Source organism: Bordetella flabilis, from assembly GCF_001676725.1.
Taxonomy (GTDB): Bacteria; Pseudomonadota; Gammaproteobacteria; order Burkholderiales; family Burkholderiaceae_B; genus Bordetella_C; species Bordetella_C flabilis.
On the sequence record NZ_CP016172.1, the window covers coordinates 4,256,449 to 4,269,928 of the forward strand.

Annotated in this window: 14 protein-coding genes; 5 read left to right on the top strand and 9 right to left on the bottom strand. The window is 60.7% G+C overall.

Annotation, left to right across the window (positions count from 1 at the left end; genetic code table 11):
- Positions 1-115 precede the first annotated feature (115 nt).
- The 3 genes from BAU07_RS18770 to BAU07_RS18780 form a co-directional block, all read right to left on the bottom strand.
- A complete protein-coding gene (locus BAU07_RS18770; RefSeq protein WP_157122318.1) occupies positions 116-925 on the bottom strand; it encodes an SDR family oxidoreductase in 810 nt (269 codons plus the stop codon).
- Positions 926-1,558: 633 nt separating this feature from the next.
- A complete protein-coding gene (locus BAU07_RS18775) occupies positions 1,559-1,954 on the bottom strand; it encodes a type II toxin-antitoxin system VapC family toxin (protein ID WP_066665551.1) in 396 nt (131 codons plus the stop codon).
- Positions 1,951-2,187, bottom strand: a complete 237-nt coding sequence (locus BAU07_RS18780; RefSeq protein WP_066660803.1) for a type II toxin-antitoxin system Phd/YefM family antitoxin — start codon at positions 2,185-2,187, stop codon at positions 1,951-1,953. Before BAU07_RS18780 ends, BAU07_RS18775 begins: the two co-directional genes overlap by 4 nt.
- Before the next feature lie 870 nt (positions 2,188-3,057).
- Here BAU07_RS18780 and BAU07_RS18785 point away from each other — a divergent pair.
- The 5 genes from BAU07_RS18785 (at position 3,058) to BAU07_RS18810 (ending at position 6,356) form a co-directional block, all read left to right on the top strand.
- Positions 3,058-3,744, top strand: coding sequence for an SOS response-associated peptidase (locus BAU07_RS18785; RefSeq protein WP_066660806.1), 687 nt, complete (start codon positions 3,058-3,060; stop codon positions 3,742-3,744).
- A gap of 713 nt (positions 3,745-4,457) precedes the next feature.
- Positions 4,458-4,637 (top strand): DUF3606 domain-containing protein, encoded by a 180-nt coding sequence (locus tag BAU07_RS18795; protein ID WP_066665552.1) that lies wholly within the window; start codon positions 4,458-4,460, stop codon positions 4,635-4,637.
- A gap of 3 nt (positions 4,638-4,640) precedes the next feature.
- On the top strand, positions 4,641-5,630 hold the full coding sequence (ligD, locus tag BAU07_RS18800) for a non-homologous end-joining DNA ligase (protein WP_066660812.1): 990 nt from the start codon (positions 4,641-4,643) through the stop codon (positions 5,628-5,630).
- Between the two features lie 68 nt (positions 5,631-5,698).
- Positions 5,699-5,878, top strand: coding sequence for a type II toxin-antitoxin system HicA family toxin (locus tag BAU07_RS18805; RefSeq protein ID WP_066660815.1), 180 nt, complete (start codon positions 5,699-5,701; stop codon positions 5,876-5,878).
- 61 nt (positions 5,879-5,939) lie between these two features.
- The gene (locus BAU07_RS18810) at positions 5,940-6,356 is read left to right on the top strand and encodes a type II toxin-antitoxin system HicB family antitoxin (RefSeq protein ID WP_066660835.1); all 417 of its coding nucleotides are present in this window, start codon (positions 5,940-5,942) and stop codon (positions 6,354-6,356) included.
- Here BAU07_RS18810 and BAU07_RS18815 read toward each other — a convergent pair whose 3' ends face one another.
- From BAU07_RS18815 to BAU07_RS18840, 6 genes are all read right to left on the bottom strand, one after another.
- On the bottom strand, positions 6,357-7,148 hold the full coding sequence (locus BAU07_RS18815) for a DNA adenine methylase (RefSeq protein ID WP_066660837.1): 792 nt from the start codon (positions 7,146-7,148) through the stop codon (positions 6,357-6,359). It abuts the gene before it with no gap.
- A gap of 145 nt (positions 7,149-7,293) precedes the next feature.
- Positions 7,294-7,812, bottom strand: coding sequence for a hypothetical protein (locus tag BAU07_RS27200; protein ID WP_157122320.1), 519 nt, complete (start codon positions 7,810-7,812; stop codon positions 7,294-7,296).
- 483 nt (positions 7,813-8,295) lie between these two features.
- On the bottom strand, positions 8,296-8,772 hold the full coding sequence (locus BAU07_RS18825) for a hypothetical protein (protein WP_066660841.1): 477 nt from the start codon (positions 8,770-8,772) through the stop codon (positions 8,296-8,298).
- The gene (locus BAU07_RS18830; protein ID WP_066660843.1) at positions 8,772-9,302 is read right to left on the bottom strand and encodes a glycoside hydrolase family 19 protein; all 531 of its coding nucleotides are present in this window, start codon (positions 9,300-9,302) and stop codon (positions 8,772-8,774) included. The genes BAU07_RS18825 and BAU07_RS18830 overlap by 1 nt, the downstream gene beginning before the upstream one ends.
- 250 nt (positions 9,303-9,552) lie before the next feature.
- Positions 9,553-9,969 (bottom strand): hypothetical protein, encoded by a 417-nt coding sequence (locus BAU07_RS18835; protein ID WP_066660845.1) that lies wholly within the window; start codon positions 9,967-9,969, stop codon positions 9,553-9,555.
- 14 nt (positions 9,970-9,983) lie between these two features.
- A complete protein-coding gene (locus BAU07_RS18840) occupies positions 9,984-13,379 on the bottom strand; it encodes a TipJ family phage tail tip protein (RefSeq protein WP_232338163.1) in 3,396 nt (1,131 codons plus the stop codon).
- Positions 13,380-13,480 lie beyond the last annotated feature (101 nt).

Sequence of the window (13,480 nt, forward strand, 5' to 3'; positions counted from 1 at the left end):
CCACTCACTCGTGCGTCAATAGTTGTAGGATTGTATTATGATTCGCACCAGACTTGGGGACTTCTTCCCCACATACGCCGCGCGCCCATATGCAGCCCGCGGCGGGGCATGCGAGTCAGACCGCCGTCCAGCCGCCGTCCACCGGCAACATGGCGCCGGTGATATCGGCGCCGGCGGACGAGCACAGCAGCAAAGCCATGGCCGCCACGCTGTCCATCGACACGAAGCGCCCCGTGGGCTGCCGGGCCTCCATATACTGCGCCTCGGCCTCCGCGCTGGAGATGCCCTGCCTCGCCGCGATGCCGGCAATGCGCTGCACGATGGGCGGGCTGGGCACAGTGCCGGGCATCAGCGCATTGCATGTCACGCCCGCACGCGCTGTCTCGACGGCGATGGCGCGCGTCATGCCGACCAGCGCGGTCTTGGTGGTGATATAGCCGATGCGATCCGCGGTCGCGCCCGCCCCATAGACGGACGACATATTGATGATGCGGCCCCAACCCTGCGCCCGCATCGCCGGCAACACGAGCCGCACGGCATGGAACGCGGCGGAAAGGTTGACCGCCAGGGCTTCATCCCACTGCGCCGGCTGTAGTGTTTCGATGGGCGCGAAATGCCGGACTACCGCGTTATTCACCAGGATGTCGATATCGCCCAGCTCCTGGCGGGCCTGATCGATCATGGACTCGATCTGGCCGACGTCATTCAGGTTGGCGCGGGACAGCAGCACGCGCGCGCCCGTGTCGCCCGCAAGGCGATCGGCGGCGGCGCGCGCCACCGCCTCCGGCTCCAGGCCATGCAGCACGACGTCCGCGCCGGCGGCCGCGAGTCGATGTGCGATGGCATAGCCGAGACCCGCGACAGATCCCGTGACCAGCGCGCGCCGGCCGCGCAACCCGGGCGCGAGTGCTTCGTCTGCTTGCATGCCTGTTGCCATGTTGGTCTCACTCCTTGTTGCTTCGACGTGCATGGGTCCATGCGGACGTCGCCTGTTTGCTGGACGTTACGCGGGGCGATGGGGACCCGGCGAGTCGCAAGCCGATATTCATGCAATCATACAATCATAGTAAATTATGCGACATCCAAGATCGCGGCTTCGTGTTGTGGGAGTATGCGGCGCGATGCCTGCAGCTCGATGGAGCGGACATGAACGCGTGGATGGGTCGGCCATGAAGTCGCACAGTCCGCCTTTATCCTGGGCGCGGAGGCTGCGCGGCCGCGCCTTCACGCATCGCATCGGCGCGGCCCGAGGCTCGGCAGAGAGGCCGTTCATAAGGCTGGCCTCATGGGCCACAGGCCGTAAAGCGGACACGTGGGTCGGCAAAGCGGCGTGGATCTGCATGTCTCTCCTCCTCTCCTGCGCCGACATGGCGCGGCGCCTGCTCTGTTGTAGGCCGCCTAGGGGCATTCCGGCGAGGATGGAAGGTTGGACGGAAATCCGAGCGGGGCCGCGCAGGAACAGGCTAAGGAGCCCGTCGCCCCCTCCACTGCTCATCGTCCAGAAGCGAAAGCCGCCTCTTTGGGCGGCCTTCGCTTTTGGAACCGATGTGGTCCGATCTCACCAGATCGACTGCACGTGCGGATAATCGCGGATCCTCAGATCCGCCGTCACGAGCGGCACACCGAAATGCCGGGCCGTGGCTACGATGATGCGGTCGGCCGGATCCTTGTGAAACTGGCCCGGGAGATCGACCGATTGGACCGAGATTCGTGCGTCCACGGGCACAAAACGCACCATCGGCAAATCGGCAACCGTGTCAAGCCAGGTCATCACGTCCTGGGTCAAATCCAGCCGCCCTCCGCGCACCAGCATGGCAATTTCCCATGCAGTGATCGCGGAGAGCAGAATCTGCCCATCCCGCCGGGCACCGGCAATTGCCGCCTTCGCGTTCGCGCCCAACTGCGGATCGCCGCTCACCCACCAAATCAAGGCATGGGTATCCAGGACAATCACCGCGCAGCCTCCCAATCGTCCTCGCCTACAGGTTCAGTCGGATTGTCGAACTTGACCACGGAGCCTCGGAGCACTTCGACCGGGTCGCGCTCAAGAGGCCGGTAAGGTCGGATTTCCAGCGCCGGCTTGCCGTGGTCGGTCACGATCAATGACTCGCCCGTCGCCTCTATTTGCCGGAAGAATTCCAGGGCACGCGCCTTGAACTCAGTTTTGGATACACAGTGTCCTTCCATGGCACACCTCCTGGTTGGTCATATCGCCATTTTACGCTAATGACCAGTACAACAGGTCATTTTATGATCGACAGGGGCTTGGCGTGCCTAGCCAAATATTCAGGCAAAGAAAAAAGGGCTTGGAGATTTCTCTCGAAGCCCTTGATCTCACTGCAAATTCTGGCGCGCCCGGCAGGATTCGAACCCACGACCCCTTGGTTCGTAGCCTTGCGCGCTAGTCTAACGCCTTGATTCTAAAGAACTTGCAGATGTGCCCATTGCCCATTTTGGCACTCTTATGTGCAGTCCTGTACATGCAAGTCCCCCAGAAGTCCCCACTGATGCCCAGCGCTCCCTTGCATTCAATTCCGCAGAGACCCGTGCATAAATCGAAGTAGGCACTTCGACGCTCGACGTTGCGCCCGGTGAATGAAATTTTTGGTGACAACTTAAAGAAGTATCGCGTTTCACTTCACGCTTGTAGACCCACCGAACCGACACTAGAATTTGGTGAGCAGTCGAGGTGATGGCACAACATCTTGTGGTTCGAGACGTTGAAGCCAAAGAAAAAGCCCGCATTGGCGTGCGGGCCCTCAGATTCACACTCGCCTTCGAGAGGCACCAAACCCTGCTACGGTGTGCAGGAAAGGAGGATACGAGCATGATTGGCTACCGGCGACCTTCATCAGGTCAGTAGCTTGACTTTACTTCGGGGCAGCGACGGCTGCCCCGAGTCGTTTATCCGTGACGGTCCGCCCATTCTGCGTCAAATAGACAGAATCACCATTAACGTAATTCCCTATACCCAAATGGTAGTAGTTTGCTATAGCCGAATCAACCGCCATTGTGTAAACGGCCCTTTAAAAACGCGCGGCCTATGCTGATCGACCAATGTGCAGCCACTACACCGCCCTGAAGAAAGCCGAGCAGATGGAGCGCTACTTCCGCGCCCGCGGCATCCCGATTCCGAAATCGGATATGTGGCCGCGCTACCCTGGCGTGTTCGTGCGCCGGCCGGCCGAATGGGAGTCGGGCGACGAGGCGGTACCGGAGCGGGAGGCGGTTGTCGGCCACTGGGGCCTGATCTCGGCCCGCGCCAAAGCGGATGACCTGTCCAAAGCCGGGAAGAAGGCACCTATCAATGCACGGTCGGAGACGGCAGCCACGAAGTATCCGTTCGATAACGCCTGGCGCCGCGCGCAGCATTGCATCATCCCAGCGGAGGCTATCTTCGAGCCAGACTGGCGCAGCGGAAAGGCCGTCGCCACACAATTCCGGCGGGCTGACGGAGCGCCGCTCGGGATTGCAGGCCTGTGGGACAAGTGGCGTTCCGCGACCGGGGAATGGGTCGAAAGCTACACGATGCTCACCATCAACGCCGACCAGCACCCGCTATTCAAGGACTACCACCAGTCAGGCGACGAAAAGCGCATGGTCGTGATCCTGCCGGATGGTGTGTATGGCGACTGGCTGACGGCATCCGCGGCCGATACCACGGACTTCCTGAACCCGTACCCTGCTGAGCAATTGGTGGCCGAGCCGGTCACCAAAACGGCTGTGTCGACCGACGAGGAATAGGCTGGCATATACTGGATGGCCGTACAGTGGTTTTAGAGTCATGGCCTCCAGGTATCCCGCCCTCTTCCATAGGGAGCTGCGTGCGCTTTGGGATGCGAATCCGTGTCCCGAAGTGCGGCGCCTGCTGTGGGAAGTCTCGCGGCTGCATGGACGCCTGATCGAGGCTTACGACCTTTTGGACCGTATGCGTGGCCAGCCCGTTGACTACACGGTCGGCCTGGGCCTGAACAACCTTCGCGTCGCCCTGGAGGCGGAACCCGCCATAAAGCGTGAGCTTTCCATCAGGACGCGGCAGGCGGCGCGCCTGGCCGCCGAGCGCCGCCCTGTGCTGGGAACGGAAATGTTCCCGCAATTCGTAGGGCCACCCTGGCCATGGCCGCCGCCGCGCACACCACGTGGCGGACGGCGATCATGATGCTCTGCGGCCTATCGTTGGCACATCGCAACATCATGTGCGCTTACCTCGATCGGCCAATCTCAGCATGTCGGCTATCCCAACAGCCGGAGCCGGCACCATGCACATCCACATCCACATCGCGACCTGGCCGCTAGTCTTCGCAGTGGTGATTCGCGTCCTCTATGCAGCCTTGAGCGATCGCCTCCGGGCCTACAAGTCCGAGCGAACGAGGGCGCCATCCGCCATGGAACGAGTTTCCACGGGGACGGCACGCACCTTGCTCCGCGGTATTCCCGCATTCAACAAGGAGAAGAAGATGTCCGACGACCTGAAAGACCGCGGGCCCCGCGATCGCTCACGGATCAGCCTGGAACAGGAGCACGAGCTTCGGTACTGGACCAAGGAGCTGGGCGTCACGCCGGAGCAGTTGCGCCAGGCCGTGAAGGACGCCGGCAGCAATTCCGTGGACAAGGTCCGCGCGATCCTGAAGAAGTAGGCCATGCCAGAGCCGCCGGACTTCATCAAGCCGCCGCTGGCCACGCTCGTGGACGGGCCGCCACCCAGCGGCTACGCCTACGAACTGAAGTTCGACGGCTACCGCATGCTATGTCTCATCGACGGATCAGGCGTGCGGTTCTTCAGCCGCGAGGCGAAGGACTGGACGCCGAAGCTTGCCGATCTGGTGCAGCGCATCGAGGCGCTGAAACTCACCGGTACCGGCTGGCTCGACGGCGAGATCGTGGTGATGGACGAGCACGGCGTGAGCAGCTTCCAGCGCCTGCAGAACGCCATGGACAAGAGCGTGGCGAAACAAGTGCAGTATGTGGCGTTCGACATCCCGTATTGGAACGGGAAGGACCTGCGTGCGTACCCCTTCGTTGAGCGCGCAAAGGCGCTTCAGGCGGTCCTGGCCGGGGTGCCTGAGAACGCAGCCATCATATGCAGCACGGTCGCTGAGGTGGAATCCAGGGACCATGCCGTGTCGCTGCTCGCGCAGGCGTGCGAGCGGAAGCTGGAAGGCCTGATCGGCAAGCGCCTTGACGCGCCCTATCGCGCGGGGCGCACCGACACATGGATCAAGCTCAAATGCCGGCCCAGGCAGGAATTCGTCGTGGGCGGATGGACCAATCCAGGCGGATCACGCAACGCCTTCGGTGCCCTGCTCGTTGGCTTGCGAGAAGGCGACAGGCTGCGCTATTCAGGCCGCGTAGGCACTGGGTTCAGCGGAAGCACCCTCGACATGCTGATGAAGCGCCTGACGCCGCTGGCTACCGAGGAAATGCCGTTCATCGAAAAGCCCGTGCTGTCGGACCGCTGGGGCGGCAATTCGAAGCCGACCATGCATTGGGTCAGGCCTGAGCTTGTCGTTGAAGTGGCATACACGACGATTACAGACGGCGGCATCCTGCGGCAGGCGTCGTTCCAAGGCGTGCGCGAAGATAAGCCCGCGCGCAAGGTGACCGGCGAACGCGCGAGAAGGATACGCTAAACCTCCCCTTGTTTTTATAAACATTTTTGTTTATACTTCCCCCATGTTCAACGGATAAGGGAGGTGCGGTGAAGCAGAGCGAGTTCAGACGGTGGCTCGCGGACCAGGGAGCGACTTTCAAAGAAGGCAAAGGCCACACGAAAGTCTACTTCCAGGGCAAGCAAACCACCCTGCCTCGGCACGGTAGCCAGGAGATCGGCGAAGGGCTGAGGCGAACGATCCTGAAGCAGCTTGGATTGAAGAAGTAAGGGAGGCCCCGCAAGGGGCTTCCTGCTCGCCGTTCACCACACCCCATGCAGGGAGAGAATTATGTTGCGTTATCCAGCCAAGATTGAACCGGACACGGTTGGCTACCTCGTTACGTTCCGGGATATACCGGAAGCCAATTCAGCGGGCGAGACGGTGGAAGAAGCACGCGAAATGGCCGCGGATGCGTTGCTGGTAGCCATGGACTTCTATTTCGAGGACCGCCGCCCCGTACCTCCGCCATCCAAGGCTCGGGACGGTGAGGTGCTGGTGGCGCTACCGGCCAGCGTTTCGGCCAAGGTGCTGTTGCTCAACGAAATGCTGGCCCAGCACGTCACGCCGGCCGAACTCGCGCGCCGCATGGGCACCCGCCCCCAAGAAGTGAACCGCATCGTAAACCTGGAGCACGCCACCAAGATCGACACGATTGCGCAAGCGCTGGCCACAATGGGCAAAGAGCTTGAACTATCGGTATCGTAGTCACAGCAGGCTCGCCGGCTGTGAGGCGATATCCCAGCTAAATATGAGGAGTTCGCCACGCTCCACGCCGGCGCCTCCACCAACCGTGTAACGGAGATCGGTCCGTTCAATTGGAAAATCCCGAAAGACGGACCGGATATCAGGATGGTCGTTTAGGCTGATAACGGCCCGGCCTTTCAAGCTGGGAAGCAGCGCCGCCATCCGCTCGTATTCTTCGAAGGGGAAGTCGAAACCATATCCCTCTGTTTTCCAGTACGGAGGGTCCATGTAGAACAGCGTGTGCGATCGGTCGTAACGCTCGACACACTCGTACCATGGCAGGTTCTCGATATAGACGCTCGCGAGCCGTAGATGGGCCGCGGAGAGACTCTCTTCGAGTCGGAGCAGATTCAGTCCCGGTGGGCTCGTGGTTGCAGTGCCGAAACTCTGACTCTCCACGCGGGCACCGAAGGCGTTTTGCTGCAGATAGTAGAAGCGAGCTGCGCGCTGAATATCGGTCAAGGTCTCTGGACGGGTCTCCTTCTGCCATTTGAATACCTGACGAGACGAAAGCGCCCACTTGAACTGGCGCACGAATTCCTCCAAGTGATGCTGCACAACCCGGTAGAGGTTGACGAGCTCGCCGTTGATGTCGTTCAGCACTTCCACCTCGGCAGGCAGGCCGCGAGCAAATAGCAGAGCCGCACCGCCAGCGAATGGTTCGACGTAGCAACTGTGCTCTGGGAAATACGGGAGGATGCGATCGGCCAGGCGCCGCTTGCCTCCGATCCAAGGGATGATGGGTTGAGTCATTGCAAACCAATCTGTTAACCTCGGCCCGCTCACGCGTGAGTGGGGGGCCTTGGCTGGCTTGCAGCTTGCTCTGCATGTTGGCGCTTGCCGGTCGTGTTCGCGCACGCCCGTTGGGCGCCCCTCTTGTCCCTGCGAATGCAGGTGTCTACGGCACTCTGCTGATGGCCCTGACGTAGTCCTGTAGGCCATTTACCTTGTCAGCGAATCCTGCAGCGTCTGCCCCCACCTGTCCAAGTCGGCTTGTGAGGCGTTCAACTCTGGCAACACACTGCCCAAATATTCCGATCCAGTCGGGACCGGCGCCATGAGATCTGCCGCCGGCGTCGGTATCTTCGGAACGGTCGTGTAGCTGCTGCAAGAGGCCAGCGATACGAGCAGCAGAGGCAGTATTGCGGCCCTGCACGTCCTCCAGTTTCTTTTCGACAGCTTGGCGGGCCAGCAAGGCACCGCGGTATTTGGCATCCGCATGGTCTTTCTCCTGTTGCATGGCTTCCTGAGCGGCCTGCTGTGCGGCCAGTGCGGCTTGCTTTTCATCTGCACGACCTTGATGGTAGCCCGCGTGGTGTAGCCACCAGCCGCCGAGCGCCAATCCGCCCACAAGAGCCCCGCCCCCAGCAGCAACCCACATCCAGCGTGGCAGCGCCGCATTTACAAGGCCCATCATGGCGTGTTCAACCAGTCTGGAACTTCAGCCGGCGGAGCGGGCGGCGGATTTAGGGCGCGGTCAAGCGTCCCCGCAGCCCCCTCTGCCACGGCCGCCGCCCTCCCCGCATTGGCGGACGCGGCCTTAGCGGTGCCGCTGGCCTGACCAGCGGTTCGAGCGGCACTCTTTGCCGTAACCGCCGCTTCCTGGGCGATCTCGGTTGCACTCTTTGCGGTCTCCGAAGCGGTCATTACCGTCTCGGCTGCCGCCGCAGCCTTCGACGCTGCTTCACGGGTCGCCGTTGCGGCTGTGGCTACCTTTCCAGACAGCAGGGTGAGCGTGGCTTGGTAATCCTCGCGCTGCGCTGTGATTACCTGCTGGGCCCTCGACCAAGCGCCCAGGGACCCCACCGCAATACCGCTGCCAAATATGGCAAGGACCAGCCCGAACGCATAGGCTGCCCGACACCAGTGCGCCAGCCGTGGATGCCGGCACGCACACCATTCAAAGACTTTTGCCATGGATGGCCTCCTGTAGCTGCTGGACCTGCCCGGTGAGAGCCTCGATCCTCTGACTCTGCTTCTCGATCAACTGGTTTTGGCGCTCTATGGTTTCCGCCTGCTGCCTGGAGCGCTCCGTCAGGCCGGCCAACTCGGCTTGCACTTTGCCCAGGTCGCGCAGGATGTCGTTTCGCTCTTTGTAGGCGTCGTTTGCCGCCTGCCTTGCTGCCTCGGTAGCGAGCCGCTCAACCGCAAGCTGCCCCTCCAAGCGCTCGATGGCATCCTTCTCTGACTTCGCCCCTGCAAGCGATACGGCCAACCGTGCCAGCAGAATGGGCAATACCTTCCACGCCGCCCCGCCGCCAATCAGCACCGCAGCGACATACCCGGCGATTTGTGGGATTGACAACGTGTCGCCTGAAAGCGCAGCGGAAGAGGCGTCAGCGGCGATAGTGGCCATCATCATCGTCATTGTGTCCATTACGCCCCCAGGACCGCACGGGCGATGTTGTAGCGGTGTAGGCGGTCTGGATAGCCGTTCAGGCCGCCATTGATTCGCCGGGTAAGCGCCTCGAAGTCACCAGAGTCGGCAATCTCGTTGCATCCGTTCCTGGACCACCACCAGCCGGCCGACCGCGCCGCGAGAATGGGTCGCTCCAACAGGCCTGGGTTGCTCAAGACATCGAGGCCCAGGCCGAGGGCGACGGCGGCATAATTCGCCCGCCCCGTGATCTGGATCAGCCCACGCCCCATGTATTTCTTCCCGTCCCCCGGGTTCACGTTGCCAAGGTCCTGGCGGCCCTCATACCGCTCTTGCGCTGGCGTGGGGCCCCAAATTTCCCGCGTGTCCTGGAATCCGCCGCTCTCGTGGCCGATTTGTGCGATGAAGGCCGCTGCCCTCATGGGAGACACGATGGCGAACTCCATCATTGCCCGCTCCACAGGCTCATACCACTTGTCCGCCAGGGAAACTGACAGCATCGCTGCCGCGGCGAAGTCTTGCTTCAACATGCTTTCTCCAGGCGTAAAAAAACCCGCCGTAGCGGGTTAGGGGTCGATGCGCGATGTTCCTGTGTCCGGCTCCCCGGGCTCAGGCGCGTCCCGGTCTCCGAGCCACCGTGAAACCTCATCCGGCAGCACGATGCCATTTGCTTGTAGACACCGACTTAAGGAAGCGACCACAGACGCCAGCGCACCCGCATCGCGCCTTGCGGTACGGCGTACACGGGCGGCGGCGCGCTGTTGCTCCCCCTCCACTGTCTTATGCTGGATTTTCAAAGACGAACTCCTTGTCCAAGTAGGGCCAGGCGATAACGCGCACTCGGTATGTTCCTGGGGCGTCGAACTCCAGCTCAGCGCGGTCCTCGTTGCAGTCGTAGAGCTTGGTACCGATCTGAATCTGGCACGGCACAGGCAGACCCACCAGCGCCCCACCTTGCGCGACGGTCGGGTTATCCAACTTGGGTACTACCATGCCATCTTTGACGTAGTTGGCGGCCGGGTCCGCCACCGCCTCGATCATCGGAACGCCCGACTCCTGCATGAACTTCAGCGTGTCGCCCGCGACCGAGCACTGAGACATGATTCGGCCAGTCTGCTGGTCGTAGCAGATGAAGTGCTGCACAACAGGAAGGGGCACTTCCTCTTCCGGCACGACGGAGGGTTCTTGGCTATCCATGGGTGCATCCTCACTTATCGGTAGGCGGACAAAAGAAACATGCGGGTCCTGGAATTGATGCTCCGAGCTTCTGATGTCTCCTGCCGCAAGCGATACTGCAAGGTGACCGAAATCGGACCCGCAACGTTGAAGCACATAAAGCTGAATGACCAATCGGATACGGGCACCACGGTGTAGCTCACAAGGTCTATTTGGTCGGTACCGCCCTCTCCAGCGGGGTTGTACTGGTAAACAGGTGTAGCCTGTCGCGGCACCTCCGCCATACCGAAATCCCCTCCATTCAGGAGGATTCGAAAGTCGAAGTTCCTCTTGTTCGGCCCGTACAGCGCGGTGGGAATGCTCATAGTGAATCCATCATCGAAACTGTTCTGGATCACCACCATCAACTGCGCGTTTTCGGGAATCGTGATGCTTCCACTCCCTCGGTTACGCCAGTTGCCGTCCCAAACCTGTCCACTCCAGTAGCCGAAGTCGAAGGCTGCAGATGTTGTGACTGACTGGCCCGCAATTTTGAGCCTGTCCACATTCGCGTTGACGATATGGGCGTTCTGTATCTGTGCATTCTGGATCTTCGCCGACGTGATAGATGCATTGGCGATCATGGCATTGTTGATCCATGCGTCACCAATGAATGCCTGGTTGATGAACGTCTGGCCGTTCTGAATCACGAACGGCGTCTTCAAAGCGCCCGAAGACTCATCAAGGACCGCTACGCGTTGCGCTGAAAGCAAAATTTGCGACGTGATGATGCCTTGGTTGTTCTCTACACCCACACCGATGCCAGCAAGGAAAGGCTGCCCTCCTACCGTAAGCTGGGTCTTGATGGTGTACATCGCCGCCAACTCATTGATGATCGCCTGGGCAATCACCGCGGCGTTTCCACCAGAGTCGATTCTTTGAAGCAACGATTGGGCGAGCTGAGTCGCGGCAATCTGGCCCGCGAGGTAGTCAAGAATCGCGGTGGCGTCCGAACTCGAAGTACCCTGCACCCCTGCGCCTACCGGATACCATTCGCCAGGAAGACCATTCTTGTCTACTAGGCGCGCCCAGAAATACAGCGTGACGCCAGCGGCAAGCCCCATGAGCGTCGTTGAGTCCTGGGGGAAAGCAAAGTCCCCATACTTAATGGCAAGGCTTCGGTCTGGAGATTGTCCATACCAAATTTCCGTCCGCTCCACGATGGTCGGACCGGGAGGGATGCCCCACTTCAGACGGATGCCAAAGACGATCGAACTCGCCGTCAGGCTTGTTACTGCCGGAGGTGGAGCAAGTATGCCGTCAAGCTGTGTTTCGGTCGAGGTTGCCCAGATTGACGTTGCGCCGATGGCATTGATAGCGCGAACGCGACACACGTACGCCCCAGCGTAAATCCCCGTGATTTCCAGCCGAGTGGTCCCAACTCGTCCCGCAGGAACCCAATCCGAATTGTTGCGCCGCCATTGCACCTCGTATGCAATCGCGGACGCAGCGGCCGTCCAGGTGAACACCGCCGTTTGTTGCGCGACGCCTTGCGCGACAACAGAGTAGGCACTGATCTGGACATTGGTGGGTGGGGCCTGGACACCTGGAGGTACGACTGTTATGGGGGGAAAATCAAGCCGCGTACCAAAGTCAACATTGTCGAACTTCGACGGGTTGTGCTCGATAGCCGAAATGTCGGCCAACAAGCCTTCCTTTCTAGTCACGGACAAGACTCGGTAAAGCTGGGACGACAGGTCGTTTGAATCGAGCGTCCACGTACTTTCGGGCTCGGGCACCTCCGAGAAGGGGACCGTGACGGTGATGTGTATCACCGCGCCGGGCAGACCCTCCATGTCGGCGCTCCATTCCGTCATGTCCACCGTCATGGTTGTCATGTCGGCGGTAAGCGCGGTACCGACGCCAGAAGCCACGGTACGCGTTTCCGAAACACCACTAGGTAAGTTCACCGTAAGGCGGTCGCCGGGCCGTACAAGCGTGTTGGCGTCCACCGTTACGACGGTCGAGGTAGCCTCGTGAATGCGCCCACCGATACGCCGCCCCGCGAAGTGCTGGTCCGCGACGCGAACGATGCTCCCCGGGCGAACTCGGCACGCATCCAATCCCACAGAGAATGTGACCGACCGGGTTTCGAGGCGGGACGTAAGCAACAGCCACTTGCCAACGCGATGTGCCTGGCCCCTGGAGGTGCACGCAAATGCCGTCGCCTCGATCTGCCTGATCCCGTACCGCGCAATGGCGTCTCGGTCCTCGACGTACTCGACCTTTTGCCGTCCCATGTCCGTCATGTCGATCCATGACACCAACGCAACGGTGTAGCGAGTGTTCAGGCCTGATCCGACGTAGTTGAACTTGCCATCAATGACGTTGGCCGACGTGAACGTATATACCGGGTCCGAAGGCATGTCGGCCACAGCAGAAATCGTCCCTGACGCCCAATAGGACATACCGCGAAACACGGACGCCATATCCTGCATGACCTTCCATGCATCGGCCCGAGTCTGAAGATAGACGAAGCAGGTGGCACGGGGCTCCATGCCACCGAAACCATCAGGGATCAATTCATCGCAATACCGCCCGATTTGGTACAGACCCCATTTGTCGGTCCAGGACGGCGGAATCACATCGCCGAGCCCGAAGCGATCATTCGTCACAAGGTCATAGAAGACCCAGGCGGGGTTATTGCTCCACGCCATCTTGAAGGTACCGTCCCAAGTGCCCAGGTAGGTCCTTGCCTCGGGGTCGTAGTTCGACGGCACGCGCAGGATGCGACCGCGCATGCGGTAGGCTCGCGTCGGGATACTTTGAAACTGCGAGGCGTCTACCTTGATGCCGACAAGTGCCGACATCGGGTAGCGTAGCTTCGCGTCGATGATCTCCGAAGTGGAGTCGACGAACGTCGAGTCTTGAATGGTGCTGCTGTTCGCGTTCGGCGTGATTCGGCGCACGCGGATATTCCAGCCCTGCGTTGCTCGGGGGAAATCTATCCGATGCGAACGCGCGTAACGCTGGGTAGTCTTGCCGTCGAAGGCAGAGCTAAGCACCTGTTGATATGCACCGCCGTCTGTGCTCAGGTCAATAGCGTATTCGACCCTGTAGCCGTTGATGTCTCCGTTCGATGTGTCGGCCTGACTAAGACCCCCTACAGCAAGAGTAATGCGAGCCGCCGACAACTGAAGGTTCGTGTACGAGCGGATGAATGGTTGCGCAGAAGTCAGGGCTACATTGAGCGCAATTGTGTTCTCAGATGCGGGAAATCCCGGAAGGGGGTCTTGCGTCTGGGTGCCCGACCTAAAATCGATTTGGACGTTGCCGAAGTTCATCGAACCGTCTTCGTTCTGGACGGGAGTTCCGTCCAGATACACGTCCTTGAGCGCGCCCCCAGGGCCATGCACTGGACCGTATATTTCTCCCTCCGCGATGAGGTCCACGACGCGGGCGTATGCAATGCTATGAAGGCTGTCAGGTGCTTCGTCCGGCGAACTGCCTCCGTCGTCTCCTTTGCCTCCACCTCCGTATCCAATCAGGGGGA

Coding starts and splice junctions, on each gene's coding strand:
- BAU07_RS18770 (WP_157122318.1), bottom strand. CDS start 925: ATGCAAGCAGACGAAGCACTCGCGCCCGGGTTGCGCGGCCGGCGCGCG.
- BAU07_RS18780 (WP_066660803.1), bottom strand. CDS start 2,187: ATGGAAGGACACTGTGTATCCAAAACTGAGTTCAAGGCGCGTGCCCTG.
- BAU07_RS18785 (WP_066660806.1), top strand. CDS start 3,058: ATGTGCAGCCACTACACCGCCCTGAAGAAAGCCGAGCAGATGGAGCGC.
- BAU07_RS18795 (WP_066665552.1), top strand. CDS start 4,458: ATGTCCGACGACCTGAAAGACCGCGGGCCCCGCGATCGCTCACGGATC.
- ligD (WP_066660812.1), top strand. CDS start 4,641: ATGCCAGAGCCGCCGGACTTCATCAAGCCGCCGCTGGCCACGCTCGTG.
- BAU07_RS18810 (WP_066660835.1), top strand. CDS start 5,940: ATGTTGCGTTATCCAGCCAAGATTGAACCGGACACGGTTGGCTACCTC.
- BAU07_RS18815 (WP_066660837.1), bottom strand. CDS start 7,148: ATGACTCAACCCATCATCCCTTGGATCGGAGGCAAGCGGCGCCTGGCC.
- BAU07_RS27200 (WP_157122320.1), bottom strand. CDS start 7,812: ATGATGGGCCTTGTAAATGCGGCGCTGCCACGCTGGATGTGGGTTGCT.
- BAU07_RS18825 (WP_066660841.1), bottom strand. CDS start 8,772: ATGGACACAATGACGATGATGATGGCCACTATCGCCGCTGACGCCTCT.
- BAU07_RS18830 (WP_066660843.1), bottom strand. CDS start 9,302: ATGTTGAAGCAAGACTTCGCCGCGGCAGCGATGCTGTCAGTTTCCCTG.
- BAU07_RS18835 (WP_066660845.1), bottom strand. CDS start 9,969: ATGGATAGCCAAGAACCCTCCGTCGTGCCGGAAGAGGAAGTGCCCCTT.